The 20,820-nt window shown below is 68.0% G+C and carries 22 protein-coding genes and 1 tRNA gene; 12 read left to right on the top strand and 11 right to left on the bottom strand.

From position 1 onward, the window contains the following. Positions 1–23: 23 nt before the first annotated feature. Positions 24–1,136: an aminodeoxychorismate synthase component I gene (locus tag NHG85_RS01565; RefSeq protein WP_253329178.1), complete on the bottom strand. Its 1,113-nt coding sequence runs from the start codon at positions 1,134–1,136 to the stop codon at positions 24–26. Between the two features lie 180 nt (positions 1,137–1,316). On the opposite strand from NHG85_RS01565, the gene carB reads away from it, so the two are divergent. The 3 genes from carB (at position 1,317) to NHG85_RS01550 (ending at position 6,460) form a co-directional block, all read left to right on the top strand. Continuing rightward, positions 1,317–4,646: a carbamoyl-phosphate synthase large subunit gene (gene carB, locus NHG85_RS01560; RefSeq protein WP_253329148.1), complete on the top strand. Its 3,330-nt coding sequence runs from the start codon at positions 1,317–1,319 to the stop codon at positions 4,644–4,646. Positions 4,647–5,211: 565 nt separating this feature from the next. Continuing rightward, positions 5,212–5,796: an HPF/RaiA family ribosome-associated protein gene (locus NHG85_RS01555; protein ID WP_253329146.1), complete on the top strand. Its 585-nt coding sequence runs from the start codon at positions 5,212–5,214 to the stop codon at positions 5,794–5,796. A 79-nt stretch (positions 5,797–5,875) separates the two neighbouring features. Next, positions 5,876–6,460: a thymidine kinase gene (locus NHG85_RS01550; RefSeq protein WP_253329144.1), complete on the top strand. Its 585-nt coding sequence runs from the start codon at positions 5,876–5,878 to the stop codon at positions 6,458–6,460. 3 nt (positions 6,461–6,463) lie between these two features. Here NHG85_RS01550 and NHG85_RS01545 read toward each other — a convergent pair whose 3' ends face one another. From NHG85_RS01545 to irr, 4 genes are all read right to left on the bottom strand, one after another. After that, the gene (locus NHG85_RS01545; protein ID WP_253329142.1) at positions 6,464–7,426 is read right to left on the bottom strand and encodes a 2-hydroxyacid dehydrogenase; all 963 of its coding nucleotides are present in this window, start codon (positions 7,424–7,426) and stop codon (positions 6,464–6,466) included. Further along, positions 7,423–7,776, bottom strand: coding sequence for a tRNA-binding protein (locus NHG85_RS01540; RefSeq protein ID WP_253329140.1), 354 nt, complete (start codon positions 7,774–7,776; stop codon positions 7,423–7,425). Before NHG85_RS01540 ends, NHG85_RS01545 begins: the two co-directional genes overlap by 4 nt. Then, positions 7,769–8,584 (bottom strand): pyrroline-5-carboxylate reductase, encoded by an 816-nt coding sequence (gene proC / locus NHG85_RS01535; protein WP_253329138.1) that lies wholly within the window; start codon positions 8,582–8,584, stop codon positions 7,769–7,771. Before proC ends, NHG85_RS01540 begins: the two co-directional genes overlap by 8 nt. 154 nt (positions 8,585–8,738) lie before the next feature. Further along, positions 8,739–9,164, bottom strand: coding sequence for a Fur family transcriptional regulator Irr (gene irr, locus NHG85_RS01530; RefSeq protein WP_253329136.1), 426 nt, complete (start codon positions 9,162–9,164; stop codon positions 8,739–8,741). Between the two features lie 139 nt (positions 9,165–9,303). On the opposite strand from irr, the gene fabA reads away from it, so the two are divergent. The 3 genes from fabA to NHG85_RS01515 are packed head-to-tail and all read left to right on the top strand — an operon-like array spanning position 9,304 to position 11,873. Beyond that, entirely contained in the window at positions 9,304–9,813 is a 510-nt protein-coding gene (gene fabA / locus NHG85_RS01525) for a bifunctional 3-hydroxydecanoyl-ACP dehydratase/trans-2-decenoyl-ACP isomerase (protein ID WP_253329134.1), read from the top strand. 22 nt (positions 9,814–9,835) lie between these two features. Continuing rightward, complete coding sequence (gene fabB, locus NHG85_RS01520; RefSeq protein ID WP_253329132.1) at positions 9,836–11,065, top strand: beta-ketoacyl-ACP synthase I; 1,230 nt, start codon at positions 9,836–9,838, stop codon at positions 11,063–11,065. Between the two features lie 22 nt (positions 11,066–11,087). After that, positions 11,088–11,873, top strand: a complete 786-nt coding sequence (locus tag NHG85_RS01515) for an enoyl-ACP reductase FabI (protein ID WP_253329130.1) — start codon at positions 11,088–11,090, stop codon at positions 11,871–11,873. 12 nt (positions 11,874–11,885) lie between these two features. On the opposite strand, the gene NHG85_RS01510 is transcribed toward NHG85_RS01515, so the two are convergent. Together NHG85_RS01510 and NHG85_RS01505 are read right to left on the bottom strand one after the other, a co-directional pair. Next, positions 11,886–12,209: a YnfA family protein gene (locus NHG85_RS01510; RefSeq protein ID WP_253329128.1), complete on the bottom strand. Its 324-nt coding sequence runs from the start codon at positions 12,207–12,209 to the stop codon at positions 11,886–11,888. Between the two features lie 95 nt (positions 12,210–12,304). Then, a complete protein-coding gene (locus tag NHG85_RS01505; RefSeq protein WP_253329126.1) occupies positions 12,305–12,739 on the bottom strand; it encodes an FKBP-type peptidyl-prolyl cis-trans isomerase in 435 nt (144 codons plus the stop codon). A gap of 177 nt (positions 12,740–12,916) precedes the next feature. Between NHG85_RS01505 and NHG85_RS01500 the strand changes: the two genes are divergently transcribed. From NHG85_RS01500 to pcaD, 4 genes are read left to right on the top strand one after another with little or no spacing between them, the layout of a single operon-like run. Continuing rightward, a complete protein-coding gene (locus tag NHG85_RS01500) occupies positions 12,917–13,594 on the top strand; it encodes a haloacid dehalogenase type II (protein ID WP_253329124.1) in 678 nt (225 codons plus the stop codon). After that, positions 13,594–14,436: an alpha/beta fold hydrolase gene (locus tag NHG85_RS01495; protein WP_253329122.1), complete on the top strand. Its 843-nt coding sequence runs from the start codon at positions 13,594–13,596 to the stop codon at positions 14,434–14,436. The genes NHG85_RS01500 and NHG85_RS01495 overlap by 1 nt, the downstream gene beginning before the upstream one ends. Next, the gene (locus tag NHG85_RS01490; protein ID WP_253329120.1) at positions 14,433–15,407 is read left to right on the top strand and encodes a threonine ammonia-lyase; all 975 of its coding nucleotides are present in this window, start codon (positions 14,433–14,435) and stop codon (positions 15,405–15,407) included. The genes NHG85_RS01495 and NHG85_RS01490 overlap by 4 nt, the downstream gene beginning before the upstream one ends. Further along, positions 15,404–16,201 (top strand): 3-oxoadipate enol-lactonase, encoded by a 798-nt coding sequence (gene pcaD / locus NHG85_RS01485; RefSeq protein WP_253329118.1) that lies wholly within the window; start codon positions 15,404–15,406, stop codon positions 16,199–16,201. The genes NHG85_RS01490 and pcaD overlap by 4 nt, the downstream gene beginning before the upstream one ends. On the opposite strand, the gene NHG85_RS01480 is transcribed toward pcaD, so the two are convergent. Beyond that, a complete protein-coding gene (locus tag NHG85_RS01480) occupies positions 16,198–16,935 on the bottom strand; it encodes a hypothetical protein (protein WP_253329116.1) in 738 nt (245 codons plus the stop codon). The genes pcaD and NHG85_RS01480 overlap by 4 nt on opposite strands. A 232-nt stretch (positions 16,936–17,167) precedes the next feature. Here NHG85_RS01480 and NHG85_RS01475 point away from each other — a divergent pair, with 232 nt between their 5' ends. Next, positions 17,168–17,383, top strand: coding sequence for a hypothetical protein (locus NHG85_RS01475; RefSeq protein ID WP_253329114.1), 216 nt, complete (start codon positions 17,168–17,170; stop codon positions 17,381–17,383). Positions 17,384–17,481: 98 nt separating this feature from the next. On the opposite strand, the gene NHG85_RS01470 is transcribed toward NHG85_RS01475, so the two are convergent. Then, positions 17,482–17,558, bottom strand: a tRNA-Arg gene (locus NHG85_RS01470). A gap of 210 nt (positions 17,559–17,768) precedes the next feature. Between NHG85_RS01470 and NHG85_RS01465 the strand changes: the two genes are divergently transcribed. Then, positions 17,769–18,047 carry a hypothetical protein gene (locus NHG85_RS01465; RefSeq protein WP_253329113.1) on the top strand — a complete coding sequence of 93 codons (279 nt, stop codon included), beginning with the start codon at positions 17,769–17,771 and terminating at the stop codon, positions 18,045–18,047. A gap of 103 nt (positions 18,048–18,150) precedes the next feature. Here the strand turns inward: NHG85_RS01465 and xylA are convergent, their stop codons facing one another. Together xylA and NHG85_RS01455 are read right to left on the bottom strand one after the other, a co-directional pair. Continuing rightward, positions 18,151–19,452 carry a xylose isomerase gene (gene xylA, locus NHG85_RS01460; RefSeq protein WP_253329111.1) on the bottom strand — a complete coding sequence of 434 codons (1,302 nt, stop codon included), beginning with the start codon at positions 19,450–19,452 and terminating at the stop codon, positions 18,151–18,153. Between the two features lie 162 nt (positions 19,453–19,614). Continuing rightward, entirely contained in the window at positions 19,615–20,643 is a 1,029-nt protein-coding gene (locus NHG85_RS01455; protein ID WP_253329109.1) for a LacI family DNA-binding transcriptional regulator, read from the bottom strand. Positions 20,644–20,820: the final 177 nt, after the last annotated feature.

The raw sequence follows: 20,820 nt of genomic DNA, 5'->3' as shown, positions 1-20,820 counted from the left end.
ATTTGGGAAAGATGAACGGGGGCTCAGCCCAGAATGCGGGCGAAGCGCGTCTTCCACAATGCCTCGTCCCATTCCGAGCCGGCCTCGCTGTCCCACACGATGCCGCCGCCGACGTTGAGCGTCGCGTGCCCCGCCTCGACCATGAGCGTGCGGATCGCCACGTTGAACGAGGACCGGCCATCGGGGGCGGCCCAGCCGATCGCACCGCAATAGGCCTCGCGCGGCCATGGCTCCAGTTCGCGGATGATCTCCATCGCGCGCAGCTTCGGCGCGCCGGTGATCGAGCCGCAGGGAAACAGCGCCGTCATGATCGCGCCCAGCCCCGCGCCGGGAGCGAGCCGCGCTGTGACATGGCTCACCATCTGGTGCACCGAGGCGTAGGTTTCGACGTCGAAGAGCTTCGGCACCGCGACGGAGCCGGGGCGCGCCACGCGGCTCAGATCATTGCGCAGCAGGTCCACGATCATCAGGTTCTCGGCGCGGTTCTTCTCGTCGGAGGCGAGGAACGCGCGGTGCGCCTCGTCTTTGGCCTCGGTGGCGCCGCGCGGCCGCGTCCCCTTCATGGGGCGCGTCTCGATGCCCCCCGCACCGTCGGTGGCAAAGAACAGCTCTGGCGAGCGCGAGATCAGCGCGGGCAGACCCTCCTGCTCCACCAGAGCGCCATGCGCGACAGGCTGGCCGCGCGACAGCGCCGAAAACAGCGCCTCAGCGTGCTCCGAGCACTCCGCATCGAGCGGGAAGGTCAGGTTCGCCTGGTAGATGTCGCCCGCGCCGATATAGCCGCGCACCCGGTCCAGCGCCGCGCGGTGCTCCGCGGCGCTCCAGCGCGGTTCGAAATCGCCCAAGCGCGCCGGCCCGGTCTCGGGCGTCCAGTCCTCGGGCCCCTCCTCGAACACGCCGAAGCGCAAGAGCGGCAGGCGGCGGGTGTCGGGCATCAGCGGCAGGAGCCGCCGTTCCAGCGCATAGCCCAGCTCGTAGCTCGCATAGCCCGCGACCCAGGCGCCCTCGGTCCGCGCGGCGTCGAGCGCCGCCAGCGCCAGCGGCACGCCCGCGGGCCGCCACGCCTCGATCAGCCGCCGGGGCCGCGAAAACCGCACCGCCCCGCCACCGGGGCCCTTGTCGAAGCCGATCCGCATGTTCGCCCACACTCTTTTGCGCCTTCCCGATACATCGACCGCGGCCTCCGCGACAGGGGGCGATGCGATTGCTTTCCCTAGCGGGACCGGAGGGCCTTGCGCTGAGACGGCCCATGTCTATAACCGCGACGATTTGCGCGCCCCCCTCCCCTTGAGGCGCGCGAGAAAAACGAGGGTCCCATGCCGAAAAGAACCGATATCCGCTCGATCATGATCATCGGCGCGGGGCCGATCGTCATCGGCCAGGCCTGCGAGTTCGATTACTCGGGCGCGCAAGCCTGCAAGGCGCTGCGCGAAGAAGGCTACCGGGTCATCCTCGTGAACTCCAACCCCGCGACGATCATGACCGACCCCGGCCTCGCCGACGCCACCTACATCGAGCCGATCACCCCCGAGGTCGTCGCCAAGATCATCGAGAAGGAGCGCCCCGACGCGCTCCTGCCCACCATGGGCGGGCAGACCGGCCTCAACACCTCTCTCGCGCTGGCCGACATGGGCGTGCTCGAAAAATTCGGCGTCGAGATGATCGGCGCCAAGCGCGAGGCCATCGAGATGGCCGAGGACCGCAAGCTGTTTCGCGAGGCGATGGACCGGATCGGGCTTGAAAACCCCAAGGCCACGATCATCACCGCGCCCAAGCTGGCCAATGGCAAGCGTGACCTGAACGCGGGCGTGAGCCTCGCCATCGAGGCGCTCGAGGAGATCGGCCTTCCGGCGATCATCCGCCCCGCCTTCACGCTGGGCGGCACGGGCGGCGGCGTCGCCTACAACCGCGCCGAATACGAGCATTACTGCCGCACCGGCATGGACGCCTCGCCCGTGGGGCAGATCCTCGTGGACGAGAGCCTGCTGGGCTGGAAGGAATACGAGATGGAAGTCGTGCGCGACCGCGCCGACAACGCCATCATCGTCTGCGCCATCGAGAACGTCGATCCGATGGGCGTGCACACCGGCGATTCGATCACCGTCGCCCCGGCGCTGACCCTCACCGACCGCGAATACCAGCACATGCGCAACGGCTCGATCGCCGTGCTGCGCGAGATCGGCGTCGAGACCGGCGGGTCGAACGTGCAATGGGCGGTGAACCCCGATGACGGCCGCATGGTGGTGATCGAGATGAACCCGCGCGTCTCGCGCTCCTCGGCGCTGGCCTCCAAGGCGACCGGCTTTCCGATCGCCAAGATCGCGGCCAAGCTCGCCGTGGGCTACACGCTCGACGAGCTCGACAACGACATCACCAAGGTCACGCCCGCGAGCTTCGAGCCGACGATCGACTATGTCGTGACCAAGATCCCGCGCTTTGCCTTCGAGAAGTTCCCCGGCTCCGAGCCGCATCTGACCACCGCGATGAAATCGGTGGGCGAGGCGATGGCGATTGGCCGGACCTTCCACGAATCGATGCAAAAGGCGCTCGCCTCGATGGAGACCGGCCTCACCGGCTTCGACGAGATCGAGATCCCGGGCGCCCCGGACAAGGCCGCCATCACCAAGGCTCTGTCCAAGACCACCCCCGACCGCATCCGCGTCATCGCGCAGGCGATGCGCGAGGGGCTGTCGGATGACGAGATCCAGACGGTGACCAGGTTCGATCCATGGTTCCTCGCCCGCATCCGCGAGATCGTCGAGACCGAGAACGACATCCGCAAGACCGGCCTGCCCACCAACGAGGCCGGGCTGCGCCATCTCAAGATGATGGGCTTCACCGATGCCCGCCTCGCCACCCTCACGGGCCGCGACGAGGACAACATCCGCCGCGCGCGCCGCAACTTGGGCGTCACGGCGGTGTTCAAGCGGATCGACACCTGCGCCGCCGAGTTCGAGGCGCAGACGCCCTACATGTATTCGACCTACGAGACCCCCGTCATGGGCGAGGTCGAGGACGAGGCGCGGCCCTCGGATCGCAAGAAGGTCGTGATCCTGGGCGGCGGGCCGAACCGGATCGGCCAGGGCATCGAGTTCGACTACTGCTGCTGCCACGCCTGCTTCGCGCTGACCGACGCGGGCTACGAGACCATCATGGTCAACTGCAACCCCGAGACCGTCTCGACCGATTACGACACCTCGGACCGGCTCTACTTCGAACCGCTGACCTTCGAGCACGTGATGGAGATCCTGCGGGTCGAGCAGGAGAACGGCACGCTGCACGGCGTGATCGTGCAGTTCGGCGGTCAGACGCCCTTGAAGCTCGCCAATGCGCTCGAGGCCGAGGGCATCCCGATCCTCGGCACCAGCCCCGACGCCATCGACCTCGCCGAGGACCGCGAGCGGTTCCAGGACCTCGTCAACCGCCTCGGCCTCAAGCAGCCGCGCAACGGCATCGCCGCGACCGACGAACAGGCGCTCGAGATCGCCGAGGAGATCGGCTTCCCGCTGGTGATCCGCCCCTCCTACGTGCTGGGCGGCCGGGCGATGGAGATCGTCCGCGACATGGATCATCTCAAGCGCTACATCCGCGACGCGGTGGTGGTCTCGGGCAAGAGCCCGGTGCTGCTCGACAGCTACCTCTCGGGCGCGACCGAGGTGGACGTGGACGCGCTGTGCGATGGAGAGGACGTGCATGTCGCGGGCATCATGCAGCACATCGAGGAGGCGGGCGTGCATTCGGGCGACAGCGCCTGCTGCCTGCCGCCGCATTCGCTGAGCCCCGAGATCCAGGCCGAGATCCGCCGTCAGGCCAGGGCGCTGGCGCTCAGCCTCGGCGTGGTCGGGCTGATGAACGTGCAGTTCGCGGTCAAGGACGACGAGGTCTACCTGATCGAGGTCAACCCGCGCGCCTCGCGCACCGTGCCCTTCGTCGCCAAGGCCACCGACAGCGCCATCGCGAGCATCGCGGCGCGTCTCATGGCGGGCGAGAAGCTCTCGGCCTTCCCCTTCCGCCCGGCCTACGAGAACGTCGATTACGACAGCGACCTGCCCTATGCCGATCCGATGACGCTGGCCGACCCGAACATGCCGTGGTTCTCGGTCAAGGAGGCGGTGCTGCCCTTCGCCCGCTTCCCCGGGGTCGACACCATCCTCGGGCCTGAAATGCGCTCGACAGGCGAAGTCATGGGCTGGGATCGCAGCTTCGCGCTGGCCTTCCTCAAGGCGCAGATGGGCGCGGGCGTCGACCTGCCGCGCGAGGGCCGGGTGTTCCTGTCGATCCGCGACACCGACAAGACCGGCGACATGGCCGAGGCGGCGCGCATCGTCACCGATCTGGGGCTCACCATCCTCGCCACCCGCGGCACGCTGGCCTGGCTCAAGGAGAACGGCATCGAGGCGGAGCTGGTCAACAAGCTCTACGAGGGCGGGCTGACCATCGTCGACCGGCTCAAGGACGGGCATGTCGCTTTGGTGATGAACACCACCGAGGGCGCGCAGGCGATCGAGGACAGCCGCGACATCCGCTCCGCGGCGCTGCACGCCAAGATCCCCTACTTCACCACCGCCGCCGCCGCGCAAGCCGCGGCGCAGGCGATGAAGGCCCGCGTCGAGGGGGATGTCGGCGTGAGGTCGCTGCAGGCGTAAAAGAAAACACGAAATGTGTTGCCATAGAAAGGAGAACGTGCGATATGTTGTGGATAACGCTATATGCAGCGCCATCCACGCTTGACGCGCGTTCCCCTTCCGTACATCTTTGCATCGACAGCTAAAACGAATCGCGTCGCCAAGGCGGCCAGGCCCAAGCGACGCTTCGTTCTAGCTCCGCACGTCTAGAAGGCCGTTGCGGAATATCGGTGAACGAGCGGATTCAAAATGTTTCGCTTCGATTAGTCAAGCGGCCTTCGTTTCAAAGGAGGCCAGTATGGCTCACTATTACGTAAACAATACAGCGCAAGCCAATGGTGATCACGAGGTGCACCGGTGGGACTGCTTTTGGCTTGGATTGGCCAGTTCGAAGAACTTTCTTGGCGACTTCACCTTCTGTTTCCAAGCAGTTGATGAAGCAAAACGACGTGCTTATCGAAAGGCAAACGGCTGTGCGATCTGTTCATCCGAGTGTCACACAAGCTAGTGTCACGTCATCCTAGCACTTTAGGAACGGCGTCCTGATCCATGCGTTTCTCCCGCACCAAGCAGAAGGGAGAGACGCATGGACACCCCCCTCGAGATCGCCTTCCACAACATGGACAGCTCCGACGGGCTCGAAGCCCGGATCCGCGAACGCGCCGCCAAGCTGGAGCGGTTTCACAACCACATCACCAGCTGCCACGTGGTGGTCGAGGTTCCGAACCGCAGCCAGGCCGGCGCCAAGGGCTACCACGTGCGGGTGGAGTGCCGCGTGCCGGGCAAGGAGCTGGTCGTCAGCCACGACCCGGGCAAGGGCGACAAGCATGACCCCTACCTCGCCGTGCGCGATGCCTTCTACGCGATGGAGCGCCAGCTCGAACACGCCGCCCAGAAGGTGCAGGGCGAGGTGAAGGCGCATGAGGGGCCGCCGCAGGGCCGGGTGCGCCAGCTCTTCACCGAATACGGCTTCATCGAGACGCTCGACGGGCGCGACATCTGGTTCCACAAGGCCAGCGTCGCCGGGGACGGCTTCGAGAAGCTCGAGGAGGACACGCCGGTCGAGCTCTCCATCGTCGATGACGGGCCCAACGGCATGGGACCGCAGGCCACGAGCGTGCGCCCGATCGGCAGGATGCAGCTTCAGGGCGACGTGCCCTCGCAGGCCTGAGCCGCAGGCCGCACGAAAAACGCTTCGGCACGAGGGCGGCGCGTTGTCATGGCGCGCCGCCCTTTGTATGCCCCGCCTCATGGCCAAGCTCTATTTCAACTACTCGACCATGAACGCCGGCAAGTCGACGGTGCTCTTGCAGGCCGCGCACAACTATGCCGAGCGCGGGATGCAGACCTACCTGCTCACCGCCAAGTTCGACAACCGCGCGGGCGAAGGCTTCATCAAGAGCCGGATCGGCATCGGCAGCCGGGCCGATACCTTCGACGCGGATGACGACCTGTTCGAGAAGATCAGGGCGCGGCTGGAAAGCCCCTGCGCCTGCGTCTTCATCGACGAGGCGCAATTCCTCTCGCCCGATCAGGTCTGGCAGCTCGCCCGCGCGGTCGACGACCTGCGCGTGCCGGTGATGTGCTACGGGCTGCGGGTCGATTTCCTCGGAGAGCTGTTTCCCGGCTCGGCCACGCTGCTGGCGCTGGCGGACGAGATGCGCGAGGTGCGCACCATCTGCCATTGCGGGCGCAAGGCGACGATGGTGGTGCGCAAGGATGCCGAGGGCCGCGTCGCCACGGGCGGTGATCAGGTCGAGATCGGCGGCAACGACCGCTACGTCTCGCTCTGTCGGCGGCATTTCCGCGAGGCGATCGGCGACCGCCCCGCGTGAGGCTCAGTTGACGCGGTTGGGCAGCGTCTCGCCCTTGGCCCAGGCGCAGGCATTGTCGAACGCCATCCGCCCCATCGCCTCGCGCACCTCCAAAGCCGCGGTGCCGAGGTGCGGCAGCAGCACGGCGTTGTCGAGCTTTGCGAGGCGCTCGGGCACCTGCGGCTCGTTCTCGTAGACATCGAGCCCCGCGCCGCCGATCCGGCCGGCCTCCAGCGCCTCGATCAGTGCCGTCTCGTCGACCACGTCGCCGCGCGCGATGTTGATCAGGATGGCATCGGGCTTCATCAGCCCGATCATCTCACGGCTGATCAGGTGATGCGTCTCGGGCGTCGCGGGCACGGTGACCACGATGAAATCGGCCGAAGCCATCAGCTCCTCGAGGTCGTCCACCTGCATTGCCGGCAGCGGCACTGCCTTTGAGGAACGGCTGTGATAGAGAAGCTGCATGTCGAAGCCGAGAGCGCAGCGCTTGGCCACCGCCTGCCCGATCCGGCCCATGCCGACGATGCCCACCGTCTTGCCGGTGACGTGGCGGCCCAGCATCTGCGTCGGCGCCCAGCCCGTCCACTCGCCCGCCCGCACCAGACGCTCGCCCTCGCCCGCGCGGCGCGCGGTGGCCAGAAGCAGCGTCATGCCGATATCGGCGGTGGCATCGGTGACCGTGTCGGGGGTGTTGGACACCGCGACATCGGCCGCGCGCGCGGCGTCTGCGTCGATGTGGTTGTAGCCCACGCCGAAATTGGCCAGCACGCCGCAGCGGATCTCGCCCGCCTGCGCAAAGGCCTCGGCCGTAAAACGGTCGCCCAGCGTGCACAGGATCGCGTCATAGGCCCCGAGCGCCTCGGCCGCTTCGGCCTCGGTCAGGCCGCGGTCGGCGTCGCGGAAGGTGGCGTCGAACTGCCTTGCACAGGCATCGAGCACCGATTGCGGCAGGGGCCGCGTGACGAGCAGGGTCTTCTTGGTCATGACAGCCGCCCTCCTTGCGGCACCGGTCGGTCGGGGCCGATCAGCACGATCTCGCCCTCTGCATCCGGCAGGCCCAGCACCAGCACTTCGGAGATGAACTTGCCGATCTGGCGCGGCGGGAAGTTCACCACCGCCAGCACCTGCCGCCCTTCGAGATCCGCCGGGTCGTAATGCGCGGTGATCTGCGCCGAAGAGCGCTTTTCACCGATCTCCGGGCCGAAATCGATCCACATCTTGATCGCGGGCCTGCGCGCCTCGGGGTAGGGCTCCGCGCGGATCACCCTGCCCGCGCGGATGTCCACACGCGCGAAATCGTCGAAGACGATCTCCGGCGACGCCGCCTCACCCATTCGCAAGCTCGCGCGAGCGGTCGGCGGCGGCCTTGAGCGCCCGGCTGAGCAGCACCGGGAAGCCGTCGGTCTCGTTCATCAGCACGTCGAGCGCGGCCTGCGTCGTGCCGTTGGGCGAGGTCACGTTCTCGCGCAGCTTGCCGGGATGCTCCTCCGAGCCATCCGCCAGAGCGCCCGCCCCCGCCACCGTGGCCGAGGCCAGCTGCAGCGCCAGCTCGGGGCTGAGCCCCTGCTCCTCTCCCGCCTTGGCCATCGTCTCGATCAGGTGGAACACATAGGCCGGGCCGGAGCCGGAGACCGCCGTCACGCCGTCCATCTGCTCCTCGCGCTCGAGCCGGACCACCTGCCCCACCGCCTTCAGCAGCTCCTCGGCGAGGTCGACCTGCTCGGCCGTGGCATGCGCGTTGCCGATGATCGCGGTAATGCCGCGCCCGATCGCCGAAGGCGTGTTGGGCATGGCGCGCACGATCGGGGTCTTCTCGCCCAGCGCCTGCTCGAACTTGGCGATCGGCGTGCCGGCGGCGACCGAGACGAACAGCGTCGTGCCGTTGCCCTTGGCCTGCATCGAGGGCAGCGCGTCGCCCATCATCTGCGGCTTGACCGCGACGAGCACAATCGCCGGATCCTCGGGCAGATCCTCGTTCAGCCGCACGCCCTGCGCCTGCAGCCAGTCGGACGGCTTGGGGTCGAGCACGGTGACCGACGATTTCGGCAGCCCGCCGTCGAGCCAGCCCGCCAGCATCGCCGAGCCCATCTTGCCGCAACCAAGGAGCACGAGGCCCCGGCGCGCGACTTCATCCATCTGCATGGCGCAACCTCCTTTGAGTTTGCGCCGGAGGCTAGGCGCGCGGGCGGGAAGCTGCAAGCAGATGACCCGAAGGCAGCACCCGGGGCTGGCCGGGGGCCTTGCGTATTTGAAGAAAGATGAAGAGGACGTCGCGCCGCCCGCGCGCCCTGCCCGCTCAGCGGCGGCGCAGCCGGATCACCACGTCAACCTTGGCGATCTCCGCGCCGTCGGGGGCATCGGGCAGGCGCGAGATCTCCAGCTGCTCGGAGGGCGCGTCCGACAGCCGCGCATCGTCCTCCCAGTAGAAGTGCGGATGATCGGTCATGTCGGTGTCGAAATAGCTCTTGGAGCCGTCCACGGTGATCTCGCGCATCAGCCCGGCGGCGCAAAAGGCCGAGAGCGTGTTGTACACCGTGGCGAGCGACACCTTGTGACCCGAGCGCGACGCCGCCTCGAACAGGCTTTCGGCGGTGACGTGGCGGTTCTGCCCGTCGCCCACCAGCAGCGTGGCGAGCGCGAGCCGCTGGCGCGTCGGGCGCAGCCCGGCGGTGGCCAGCCAATCGGCGCCGCGGCGGGCGGGGGGATGGGGCGTATGCGTCATGACCTGACAGATATGCCCTTTATCGCACAGGATTTCAATGTGGCCCGACATCGCGCCGGGCCGCGCCGCCCTTGCCCTCTCGCGCGCCGCGATGCTACAGCCTTGGGTCAGACAGACAACGAGCAACCGACGGGGCCATATGTCAGAATATCCGACCCAGTTCGACAAGGACGCGCTTTTAAAATGCGCGCGCGGTGAACTGTTCGGCGAAGGCAACGCCCAGCTTCCGGCGCCGCCGATGCTGATGATGGACCGCATCACCGATGTCTCGGCCGATCGCGGCGAACATGGCAAGGGCCACATCACGGCCGAGTTCGACATTACGCCGGATCTGTGGTTCTTCGAATGCCACTTCCCCGGCAACCCGATCATGCCCGGCTGCCTCGGGCTCGACGGGCTGTGGCAGCTCACCGGGTTCAACCTCGGCTGGCGCGGCTGGAAGGGACGCGGCTACGCGCTCGGCGTCGGCGAGGTGAAGCTCACCGGCATGGTGCGTCCCGATCGCAAGAAGCTCACCTATTACGTGGATTTCACCAAGGCCGTGCAGACCCGCCGCCTGACCATGGGCGTCGCCGATGGCCGGGTCGAGGCCGACGGTGAGACCATCTATCTCGTCAAGGACATGAAGGTCGCTCTCTCCGAGAGCTGAACCTGACAAGGAAGGAGGCGCCATGCGTCGCGTCGTCGTCACCGGCCTCGGGGTCGTCTCACCCATCGGAAACTCTGCCGAAGAAGTGGACGCCGCGCTGCGCGCCGGCCGCTCGGGCATCGAGGCCTCCGAGGAAATGGCAGAATACGGCTTTCGCAGCCGTGTCGCGGGCACGCTCAAGGTCGACCTCAAGGAAGAGATCGACAAGCGCACGCTGCGTTTCATGGGGCCGGGCGCGGGCTATGCCTACCTCTCGATGCGCCAGGCCATCGCCGATGCGGGCCTCGAAGAGAGCGAGATCTCGAACGAGCGCACCGGACTGATCGCGGGCTCTGGCGGGCCTTCGACCTCGAACCTCTTTGCCGCGCACCAGACGGTGCTGAAATCCGGCTCGCCGAAGCGCATCGGCCCGCTCATGGTGCCGCGCGGCATGTCCTCGACCGTCTCGGCGAACCTGTCGACCGCCTATTCGATCAAGGGCATCAACTACTCGATCACCTCGGCCTGCTCGACCTCGCTGCACTGCATCGGCGCCGCCGCCGAGCAGATCATGATGGGCAAGCAGGACGTGATGTTCGCCGGTGGCGGCGAGGAGCTCGACTGGACCCTGTCGTGCCTGTTCGACGCGATGGGCGCAATGTCGTCGAAGTTCAACGACACCCCCGAAAAGGCCTCCCGCGCCTTCGATCGCGACCGCGACGGTTTCGTCATCGCCGGTGGCGGCGGCATGGTGGTGCTCGAGGAGCTGGAGCACGCGAAGGCGCGTGGCGCCAAGATCTATGCCGAGGTGACCGGCTTTGCCGCGACCTCGGACGGGCACGACATGGTGGCGCCGTCGGGCGAAGGCGGCGAGCGGGCGATGCGTCTGGCGCTCTCGACCCTGCCCGAGGGCCGCAAGGTGGGCTACATCAACGCCCATGGCACTTCGACGCCGGTGGGCGACGTGGGCGAAGTCGAGGCGGTGCGCCGCGTCTTCGGCGAGGGCAAAACCCCGCCCATTTCCTCGACCAAGTCGATGACCGGCCACAGCCAGGGCGCCACCGGCGCGCAGGAGGCGGTCTATTGCCTGCTGATGCTCAAGGGCGACTACATCGCGCCGTCGATCAACGTCGAGAACCTCGCCGAGGGGATCAACGAAGGCGAGATCGCGACCGAGCTGCGCGAGAACGCGGGCCTCGACACGGTAATGACCAACAGCTTCGGATTCGGCGGCACCAACGGCTCGATGCTGCTGTCCCGCTACAACGACTGACGCACAAGCGGGAGAGACGGACATGATGTCGATGGTGGGCAAGCGCGGCCTTGTCATGGGGGTCGCGAACGATCGGTCGATCGCCTGGGGCATCGCCAAGGCGCTGCACGGAGCCGGTGCCGAGCTGGCCTTTTCCTATCAGGGCGAGACCTTCGGCCGACGCGTGGCACCGCTGGTGGCGCAGGTGAACTCGGACTTCCTGCTCGACGTGGACGTCACCGACGACGCCTCGCTCGATGCGGCCTTCAAGAAGATCGAGGACCGCTGGGGCCGGCTGGACTTCGTGGTCCACGCCATCGCCTATTCCAACAAGGACGAGCTGACGGGCCGGTTCATCAACACCAGCCGCGAAAACTTCCGCAACTCGCTCGACATCTCCTGCTACTCGCTGATCGACATCGCCCGCCGCGCCCATCCGCTGATGAGCGCCGGGGGCTCGATCATCACCCTGACCTACCAGGGCTCGAACAAGGTGACGCCGTTCTACAACGTCATGGGCGTGGCCAAGGCGGCGCTGGAGGCCTCCGTGCGCTACCTCGCCAACGATCTCGGCCCCGAGGGCATCCGCGTCAACGCGGTCTCTCCCGGTCCGATGAAGACGCTGGCGGGCGCGGCGATCGGCGGCGCGCGCAAGACCTACAAGCACACCGACGCCAACGCACCGCTGCGCTCCAACGCGACGCTCGAGGCGGTGGGCGGCACAGCGCTCTATCTCTGCTCGGACGCGGCGGCCTGCACGACGGGCGAGATCGTGCATGTCGACGGCGGCTACCACGTGCTCGGCATGCCCCAGAGCGAGAACATCTGAAGACTTGCGCGCCTAGCCGCGCGGCCCCCACAGGATCAGCGCCGCGCCGGTCAGGCAGATGAGCGCCCCGGCCGCATCGAAACGGTCGGGGCGTTGTCCTTCGGCGATCCAGAGCCAGCCCAGTGAGGCGGCGATGTAGACCCCGCCATAGGCCGCGAAGGCCCTTCCCGCGAAGGCGGCGGGGCTGAAGGCCAGCAGCAGCGCGAAGCCCGCCAGCGCCGCGGCCCCGGGGATCAGCCAGAGTGCCGAGGCCCCGCCCCGCCACCAGGCCCAGACCGCGAAGCAGCCGGAGATTTCGAGCAGGGCGGCGACGAGGTAGAGCGGCAGGATCAGCATGGCCCCTTCTTGGCGCGCAGGGCCCGGGATGTCACAGGAAAAAGGCCCCGGCAGCGCGCGCTGCCGGGGCCTTTTCCAAGCCATCATGCCTGGGATCAGGCCGGATCGACGCCGACGAGCTCGACGTTAAAGGTCAGGTCCTGGCCCGCGAGCGGGTGGTTCGCGTCGAGCACGACCTGCTCCTCGGTGGCCTCGATCACGGTGACCGGCACGACCTGGCCCTGCGGGGTCTGCATCTGCAGGCGGGTGCCCGGATCGGTCGGGATGTCGGCCGGGATCGAATCGCGCGGCACGGCCTGGCGGGCGTTCGGGTCGGGCTGGCCATAGGCGTTGTCGCAGGCCACTTCGACGGTCTTCTTCTCGCCGACTTCCATGCCGGGCATGGCGCTGTCGAGACCGGGGATGATCTGGCCCGAGCCGACCTGGAATTCGAGCGGGTCGCGGCCTTCGCTCGAATCGAAGGTCTGACCATCGGTCAGAGTGCCGGTGTAATGGATGCGCACGGTGTCGCCCTGCTTGACTTGCGTCATGAGCCTCTCCTTGAACTGGGATCGTCGGGTGAATTTCCGGAGGCCGCCGCTTGCGGGTGCTCCTCGTCTGTCCCCCCCTAGGTAGGAAGACTGGGCCCAATTCGCAACCCGATCGCTCCCGGAAGGCTTTCACTGGGACACGAGGCATGCCAGCCTCGCCACCACAGGGGGAAATTCATGACCATCAGCACCATCGTATTCGACGCCTATGGCACGATCTTCGACGTCGCCGGCGCCGCCCGCATCGCCAGCGCCGAGCCGGGCGGCGAGGCGCTGGCCGACAGCTGGGAGCAGGTCTCGCGCGATTGGCGCACCAAGCAGCTCGAATACACATGGCTGCGCAGCATCGCGGGCCATCACATCGATTTCGGCCATGTCACCGCCGATGCGCTGACCTATGCGCTCGAAAAATCCGGGCTGTCGGACCCCGATCTGCGCGCCCGGCTCTTGGCGCTCTACGACACGCTGCCCGCCTTTCCCGAGGCGCGCGAGGTGCTGACCGACCTAAAGTCCAAGGGCCGCAACGTCGCGATCCTGTCGAACGGCGCGCCGCAGATGCTCGAGCGCGCGGTGGAAAGCGCCGGCATCGGCGGTAGCCTCGACGCGGTGCTCTCGGCCGAGGATGCGGGCGTCTACAAGCCCGACGCACGGGTCTACGACCTCGTGGGGCAGCATTTCGGCTGCACCAAGAACGAGGTGCTCTTCGTCAGCTCCAACTTCTGGGACATCGCAGGGGCGACGGGCTACGGCTTCATCACTGCCTGGGTGAATCGCCATGATGAGCCGCGTGACAGGCTCTGGTCGCGCCCGACCCACGTGCTGCCCGACCTGACCCATATCTCGGGCTTCGCCTGATGCCGCGCTTCGCGGCGGAGGACGGCGTCGGGCTGCATTACCTCGACGAGGGCGAGGGCCTGCCGCTTCTGTGCCTGCCCGGGCTGTCGCGCAACGCCGCCGATTTCGACCACGTGGCACCGCATCTGGGCGGCGTCCGTCTGATCCGGCCCGACTACCGCGGCCGGGGGCGGTCCGACCGGGCCGATCCGGCGAGCTACACGGTGGGACAAGAGGCGCGCGACGTGCTGGCGCTGATGGATCACCTGCGGCTGGAGCGCGCCGCCATCCTGGGCACCTCGCGCGGGGGGCTGATCGCCATGGTGCTGGCCGCCAGTGCAAAGCACCGGCTGATCGGCGTGGCGCTCAACGACATCGGCCCCGAGATCGCGCCCGCGGGGCTAGAGACGATCGAGGGCTATCTCGGGCGGCGGCCCGCGCAAAAGACATGGGAAGAGGCCGCGCGCTTTCGCGCCAAGACATGGACCGGTTTCGAGGATGTGCCGCATGCGCGCTGGCTGGCGGAGGTGCGCGCGCAGTACGAGGAGACGCCGAAGGGGCTTGAGCTACGCTACGACCCGAAGCTGCGCGAGGCGGTGCTGGACGGCGCGGTGCAGCCCGCGCCCGACCTGTGGCCGCTGTTCGAGGCGCTCTCGGGCCTGCCCTTGGCGCTGATCCGGGGCGCGAACTCCGAGCTGCTGACGGCCGAGACCGCGCAGGAGATGCGCCGCCGCAACCCCGGGATGATCTTTGCCGAAGTGCCCGGGCGCGGCCATGTGCCCTTTCTTGACGAGCCGTCGTCGCTCGCGGCATTGCAGGGCTGGCTGGCAAAGTGCCGGTCGGCCGAGGAGGACGGGCTTTGAGCGATATCGAGATGATCCGCGCGGCACGTGCGCGCATCGCGAACAACCTGCGGCGCACGCCGCTTCTGGAGGCCCCGGCACTCGACCGCATGGCGGGCCGCCGGGTGCTGGTAAAGGCCGAATGTCTGCAGGTCACCGGCTCGTTCAAGGCGCGCGGCGGCTGGTCCGCCGTCTCGGCCATCCCCGAGGCCGAGCGGGCGCGTGGGGTTATCGCCTTTTCCTCGGGCAACCATGCGCAGGGCGTGGCCCATGCCGCGCGCGCCCATGGCGTCCCGGCGGTGATCCTGATGCCGATCGACGCACCGCAGGCCAAGATCGACGGAACGAAGGCGCTGGGCGCCGAGGTCGTGCCATTCGACCGCGAGACCGACGACCGCGACGCCATGGGCGCGGCGCTGGCCGAGGAACGCGGCCTGACGCTGATCAAGCCCTTCGACGCGGCCTTGGTGATCGCCGGGCAAGGTACGACGGGGCTCGAGATCGCCGAGCAGGCCGCCGAACTGGGCGTGGAGGCGGCGGATGTGCTGGTCTGCTGCGGCGGCGGCGGGCTGAGCGCGGGCATTGCCCTCGCGCTCGAGGCGCAGGCGCCGAAGATGCGGCTGCGCACCTCCGAGCCCGAGGGGTTCGACGATGCCGCCCGCAGCCTCGCGGCGGGCGAGATTTGCCGCAACGCCCGGCTCAGCGGTTCGATCTGCGACGCCATCATCACGCCGCAGCCCGGCGACCTCACCTTTCCGATCCTGAACCGCCTCGCCGGGCCCGGCCTCGTGGTGACCGAGGACGAGGTGCTGCGCGCCATGGCGCTGGCCTTCCGGCACCTGAAGATCGTGATCGAGCCCGGCGGCGCGGTGGCCTTGGCCGCGGCGCTGTTTCACCCCGACAAGATCGAGGGCGAGGCGGTGATCGCGGTGGCGACGGGCGGCAATGTCGACGCGCCGATCTTCGCCCGCGCGCTGGAGACGCTCGGGTGATCGTCGAGGCGCGCGACGGCTGCCGCCTGGCCACCCGGATCGAGGGGCCCGAGGGCGCGCCCGCGCTGGTGCTGCTGCATGGGCTCGGCATGGACATGACGCTGTGGGACGCGGTGCTGCCGCTCCTGCCCGGCGACATTCGCGTGCTGCGCTACGACCTGCGTGGCCATGGCGGCTCGGACGTACCGCCGGCCCCCTACTCCATGGGACAGATGGTTTCGGACGCCGAGGCGGTGATCGAGGCGCACGGCCTGCGCGAGACGGTGGTAGCGGGGCTGTCGCTGGGCGGCATGGTGGCGCAGGGGCTGGCGGTCAAGCGGCTCGATCTCGTGCGCGCGCTGATCCTGTCGAACACCGCGGCCAAGATCGGCACGCCCAAGATCTGGGACGACCGCATCGCCACGATCCGGCGCGAGGGGCTCGCCGCACAGGTCGAGACGGTGCTCGACCGCTGGCTCGGGCGCGATGCCCGCCATGGCTCCGCGGCGGGCCGGGCGCGGCGGATGCTGGGCGGCACGGAGGTGGAGGGCTATATTGGCGGCTGCGCCGCGGTCTCGGGCACCGATCTGTGGACCCCTGTCTCGGGGCTGCGGCTGCCGGTGCTGGGCATCGCGGGGGCCGAGGACCGCTCGGTGCCCACCGATCTCATGCGCGAGACGGTGGAGCTGATCCCCGGCGCGCGCTTCGAGATCCTGCGCCGGGCCGGGCATCTGCCGCCGATGGAGCGGCCCGAGGACTGGGCCGCTCTCGTGTCGGGGCAATTGCGCGCCATCGGGCAATCGGGCGGGGCCTAGAGCCCCGGCACCACGTCGAACAGGCTGCGCGTGCCGAAGCTGGTGCCCGACAGGGCACCGAAGCCGATCTCGGCGCCGATGGCGAGAAAGGTCTCGTCACCGCCGAAGGCCTCGTCTTCGGCCTCGATCCGGCCCAGCTCGCCCCAGAGCCGCGGGCCGCCGTCGATCCGGTAGCCGCCGCCCAGCGCCACGCGGGTCAGGGCGCCTTCCTCATCCGCATCGGCAAAGCCAATCTCGCCCATGGCGAAGATCGCGGGCGTGATCTCGTAGCGCGCCGAAAGACCGGCCACCGCGGCCCCGCCGCGCGTGCCGTCATGGTGCGCCAGATAGCCCTCGCCGCGAAGCCCGAAGACCGAGGCGGCGGCTTCGATGCCATAAATCTCCGCATCGCCCTCCTCGTAGTCATCGCGCCCCACGAAGGCCCCGACTACCGCGCCATCGAGGCCCATCACGAAGGGACCGAAATCGTAAAGCGCGTGCAGCGTCGCATTGCTGCCGTCGGCCCCGAAGCCCGAAAAGCCGTAGGAGGCCAGGTCGACCGCCGCGCCGAAACCAAGCCCGATGTCGAACTGCAGCCCGCCCGAATAGCTGGTATGGCCGATCGCACCCTCTTCGAAGAAGGCGGAGGTTTCGAGCGCGAGCGTGCCGCCCGCCAGCCCCTGCGCCGAGGCCGCCGCCGCCACGAGGCCGATGGCCGCCGAAAGCCCCGCCGTTGAGATTGCCCGTTTCATCATCTGCTCTGTCCTCATGGGTTGGTCTTGATGCCGATCCTCCGGGCTTGGTCTACACCGCACCGCCGCACCGCCCCAGCCCCTTTCGCGACGCCCGCGCCGCTTCTTGCGCGGTGGAATGCAAAACATGGCACCTTGCCGGGCGACGATGGCGACATAGGTTGCATTGCAACGGCACATGCGGCGCGCTGACCCCGCCGCGATGTCCCGACGGTGCCCCGATAAAGGACAGATCATGAACGCCCTCGAATCGACCTTCGCCAATCTCGAAGCCCGCATGACCCAGGCGAATGGCGCCGCCCCTGCCCGGCCCGCGCCGGCACCCGTCGCCGAAACCAAGGGCGATGTCACCACCCGCGCCGCCCGTGCCATCCTCGACGCCGAGACCGAGGCGCGCAACGCCAAGATCGCCGCCCTGCGCGCGGCACGGCTTGAGAAAAAGACCGACTGACGCCGTTTGGCGCTTTGTTCCGGCGAAGAAAACGCTTCGCATCCTTCGCTGTTGAGGATGCGGGGCATTCCGGGTTTGCCCGGGCGGTTCGAAGAAAGTGGCGATCCCAGGAGGACTCGAACCCCCAACCTGCTGATTAGAAGTCAGCTGCTCTATCCAGTTGAGCTATGGGACCGCGACGACCTGTTCCGGGCGGGCACCGATGATCGGCGCCGACCCGGACGAGTCGGCGCGAAGATGCGCAAATTCGCGGGGCGACTCAACCCGGCATTTGCGCGCGGGAGGGCGCGGGACACAATGTCGGCGGTCTTCTGGAGCCGGGCGGTTACATGTTGCGGCTTGTTGCGCTAAGAGAGCGGCATCCGAAACAACACGCGACAATTCAATGACCCACTCGATCGAGATCGTTCCGCTGCAATGCACCGACACCGGGCTTCGCCTCCGGTCCGGGCCACAGGCCGCCACGGAATACGACGTCGTCGCCCGGCGGCGCGGCAAGGACGGAACGAAGTTCCTCTGGCGCAAGCCCGCGGACACGATCGAGGAGGCGGAGCGGATCGTCGCCGATGCCCGTGATGAGCTGGGCGAAAACACCACCGTCATTGCGGAAATGCCGATCCCGTCGCAGCGCCCCGTCTCCGAGCCGGCGACCGCCGCGCTCTGAGAGGACAGCGCCCTGCCCGAGACATCCGATCCCGGGCAAGCGGCGCTTCTCCGGCTACCTCTCTTGATGAACGCGCCGCCCCTCTCTGAGCGACCGCGCTCGCTCAGAGGTAGCGGTTCACGAGGTTTTCGAGCCGTTCCTGCCGCCCCGAACGGGGTTCGGGGTTGATCCCCTCGCCCTCGACCCGCGTCGCGATCTCCTCGAAGCCGCCCGCGAGCATCGTCTTGGCCTGCGCCGTCTCCCAGCCCGCGTAGCGCGCGTCGCGCGCGGCCTCGAGTTTGCCGTCCTCCAGCATCTTCGCCGCCGCCTTGAAGCCCGCGGCACAGGCGTCCATGCCGCCGACATGCGCGAGGATCAGGTCCTCCGCGTCGAGCGACTGGCGCCGCAGCTTGGCGTCGAAATTGGTGCCGCCGGTGGTGAAGCCGCCCGCGCGCAGCACCTCGTAATAGGCCAGCGTCATCTCGGGCACGTTGTTGGGGAACTGGTCGGTGTCCCAACCCGACTGGTAGTCGTTGCGGTTCATGTCGATCGAGCCGAAGATGCCCAGCTCGCGCGCCAGCGCCAGCTCGTGCTCGAAGCTGTGGCCGGCGAGGATCGCGTGGCCCTGCTCGATGTTGACCTTCACCTCCTTTTCCAGCCCGAAGTCCTTGAGGAAGCCGTAGACTGTCGCGACGTCGTAGTCGTACTGGTGCTTGGTCGGCTCCTGCGGCTTGGGCTCGATCAGGATGGTGCCGTCAAAGCCGATCTTGCGGGCGTATTCGACCGCTTGGGTCAGGAAGCGGCCCGCCTGCTGACGCTCGCGCCCCATGTCGGTGTTGAGCAGCGTCTCGTAGCCCTCGCGCCCGCCCCACAGCACGTAGTTCTCGCCGCCGAGCTGATGCGTGGCGTCGATGCAGGACTTCACCGTCGCCGCGGCAAAGGCATAGACATCCGGGTCGGGATTGGTCGCGGCACCCGACATGTAGCGCCGATGCGAGAACAGGTTCGCCGTGCCCCATAGAAGCTTCGTCCCCGTCTCCTCCATCTTGCCCTGGAAGTAGTCGGTGATCTCGCGCAGGTTGCGGGTGTTCTCTGCGAAGCTCGCGCCCTCGGGCCGCGCATCCACGTCGTGGAAACAGAAATACGGCGCGCCGAGGATCTCGAACATCTCGAAGGCGACGTCGGCCTTCAGCTTCGCCTTCTCCATCCCCTCGCCGAACCAGGGCCGGTCGAAGGTCTGCCCGCCGAAGGGATCGCCCCCCTCCCAGGCGAAGCTGTGCCAATAGGCGACCGAGAAGCGCAGATGCTCCTTCATGGTCTTGCCCATCACGACCTCCTCGGGGTCGTAATGGCGGAAGGCGAAATCGCTGTCGGCCCCGGGACCGCCGTGGCGGATCGCCGGGATCCCCTTGAAGAACTCTGTCATGGTCTCTCGCTCTCTCCCTTGCGCCCCGCGCCATGCGATCAGGCCGGTGCATGGCCCCGCCCTGGCGAAAGGCCCTGCATCAGGCCCGTTCCGCCAACGCGGCGAATTCTTGACTAACGTACATCAAAAAACCTCATGCGCAAGCCATCGCCTTTTCCCGCGCTAGGGCAGGTTGTCGCGCAGGAAGATTTCGGTCTGGATCAACCCGGCGCCCGGATCGACCGGGGCCGCGTCGATCAGCTTGCGCAGAATGTCGAGCGCGTGGCGCACCTCGCGTGCGATGTCCTGATGCAGCACCGCGTCGAAAGCGCCATCCTGCAGCGCCGCGCGCGATTGCGCGGTCAGCTCATGGGCCACGACCATGGGCCATGGCGTGGGGGCCATACGGCCCAGCGCCCGCCGCAGGCCGCCGTTGCCGCCGCCAAGGCTGTAGATGCCGACGATATCGTCATGCGCCCCGAACGCGTCGCTCATCAGCTGCTCGACCCGGTCGGCCTCGTCGCGCCCCTCGAGCGGCGGCATCAGCTGCAGATGCGCGAACTCGGCATGCATGACCTGCTCGAAGCCGAGCCTGCGCTCGACATGATCGCGCAGCAGCATGGAGCCCGCGACGATGGCGATCCGGCCCTGCCGATCCTGACAGAACCGGCCCAGGAGCCCCGCCGCCGTCCGCCCGGCCGAGACATTGTCGATCCCGACGAAATGGGCGCGCCCGGAGGTCGGAAGATCCGACACCAGCGTGATCACCTCGATCCCCGCGGCCCGCAGATCAAAGACCGCCTGCCGCACCTCGGCGTCATCGGTGGCGACCACGACCACCCCGTCCGGGGCCGTCTCGCGCACCCGGCGCAGATCGGCCGCAAGCGCGCGCCCGTCGAAGGGCGGCACCGTCGAGACGCTGATTTCGATGCGCGCGCGTGCGGCGTGGCGCGTTTGGGCGCGCACCTCCTCGGCGAGGTTGCGCATGAAGCTGTTGGGCCCTTCGGGGAGCGTGAAATGCACCTTGTAGACCCGCTTGCGCGACAGGTTGGCGGCCATGATGTCGCGCTCGTAGCCCAGCTCGCGCATCGCGGCGCGGACCCGCTCGCGTGTCGCCGCGCGCACCCCGTCGCGGCCGTTGAGCACGCGGTCGACGGTCGAGAGGCTGACATTGGCCACATGCGCCACATCATGCACGGTCGGACGTAACATAGGCGGCTCCCGCGCTGCTTCGCAAACGTGGTTAGCCCAAGCCCGTCCCTTGAGCAAACCCGCGGATCTGGCCGGTTTCGTTCAGTTCATCCGGCGATGGACGCCACATACGAAAACACGCCGCAGGATTTCTGCGGCGTGTCCGGGCCAACCGATCGCGACGGGCCCCTTCGCTGA

This window comes from Limimaricola litoreus (assembly GCF_024159025.1).
GTDB classification, from domain to species: Bacteria; Pseudomonadota; Alphaproteobacteria; order Rhodobacterales; family Rhodobacteraceae; genus Limimaricola; species Limimaricola litoreus.
The sequence above is the reverse complement of the archived record's forward strand: the minus strand, read 5'-3'. Positions and strand labels throughout refer to the sequence as shown.

What these genes read in the sequence shown, in the direction of transcription:
- proC (WP_253329138.1), bottom strand. Translation starts at nt 8,584, where the DNA reads ATGCAGATGGATGAAGTCGCGCGCCGGGGCCTCGTGCTCCTTGGTTGC.
- NHG85_RS01500 (WP_253329124.1), top strand. Translation starts at nt 12,917, where the DNA reads ATGACCATCAGCACCATCGTATTCGACGCCTATGGCACGATCTTCGAC.
- fabA (WP_253329134.1), top strand. Translation starts at nt 9,304, where the DNA reads ATGTCAGAATATCCGACCCAGTTCGACAAGGACGCGCTTTTAAAATGC.
- NHG85_RS01480 (WP_253329116.1), bottom strand. Translation starts at nt 16,935, where the DNA reads ATGATGAAACGGGCAATCTCAACGGCGGGGCTTTCGGCGGCCATCGGC.
- NHG85_RS01565 (WP_253329178.1), bottom strand. Translation starts at nt 1,136, where the DNA reads ATGCGGATCGGCTTCGACAAGGGCCCCGGTGGCGGGGCGGTGCGGTTT.
- irr (WP_253329136.1), bottom strand. Translation starts at nt 9,164, where the DNA reads ATGACGCATACGCCCCATCCCCCCGCCCGCCGCGGCGCCGATTGGCTG.
- carB (WP_253329148.1), top strand. Translation starts at nt 1,317, where the DNA reads ATGCCGAAAAGAACCGATATCCGCTCGATCATGATCATCGGCGCGGGG.
- fabB (WP_253329132.1), top strand. Translation starts at nt 9,836, where the DNA reads ATGCGTCGCGTCGTCGTCACCGGCCTCGGGGTCGTCTCACCCATCGGA.
- NHG85_RS01505 (WP_253329126.1), bottom strand. Translation starts at nt 12,739, where the DNA reads ATGACGCAAGTCAAGCAGGGCGACACCGTGCGCATCCATTACACCGGC.
- NHG85_RS01545 (WP_253329142.1), bottom strand. Translation starts at nt 7,426, where the DNA reads ATGACCAAGAAGACCCTGCTCGTCACGCGGCCCCTGCCGCAATCGGTG.
- NHG85_RS01515 (WP_253329130.1), top strand. Translation starts at nt 11,088, where the DNA reads ATGATGTCGATGGTGGGCAAGCGCGGCCTTGTCATGGGGGTCGCGAAC.
- NHG85_RS01540 (WP_253329140.1), bottom strand. Translation starts at nt 7,776, where the DNA reads ATGGGTGAGGCGGCGTCGCCGGAGATCGTCTTCGACGATTTCGCGCGT.
- NHG85_RS01475 (WP_253329114.1), top strand. Translation starts at nt 17,168, where the DNA reads ATGAACGCCCTCGAATCGACCTTCGCCAATCTCGAAGCCCGCATGACC.
- xylA (WP_253329111.1), bottom strand. Translation starts at nt 19,452, where the DNA reads ATGACAGAGTTCTTCAAGGGGATCCCGGCGATCCGCCACGGCGGTCCC.
- NHG85_RS01495 (WP_253329122.1), top strand. Translation starts at nt 13,594, where the DNA reads ATGCCGCGCTTCGCGGCGGAGGACGGCGTCGGGCTGCATTACCTCGAC.
- NHG85_RS01510 (WP_253329128.1), bottom strand. Translation starts at nt 12,209, where the DNA reads ATGCTGATCCTGCCGCTCTACCTCGTCGCCGCCCTGCTCGAAATCTCC.
- NHG85_RS01455 (WP_253329109.1), bottom strand. Translation starts at nt 20,643, where the DNA reads ATGTTACGTCCGACCGTGCATGATGTGGCGCATGTGGCCAATGTCAGC.
- NHG85_RS01550 (WP_253329144.1), top strand. Translation starts at nt 5,876, where the DNA reads ATGGCCAAGCTCTATTTCAACTACTCGACCATGAACGCCGGCAAGTCG.
- NHG85_RS01555 (WP_253329146.1), top strand. Translation starts at nt 5,212, where the DNA reads ATGGACACCCCCCTCGAGATCGCCTTCCACAACATGGACAGCTCCGAC.
- NHG85_RS01465 (WP_253329113.1), top strand. Translation starts at nt 17,769, where the DNA reads ATGACCCACTCGATCGAGATCGTTCCGCTGCAATGCACCGACACCGGG.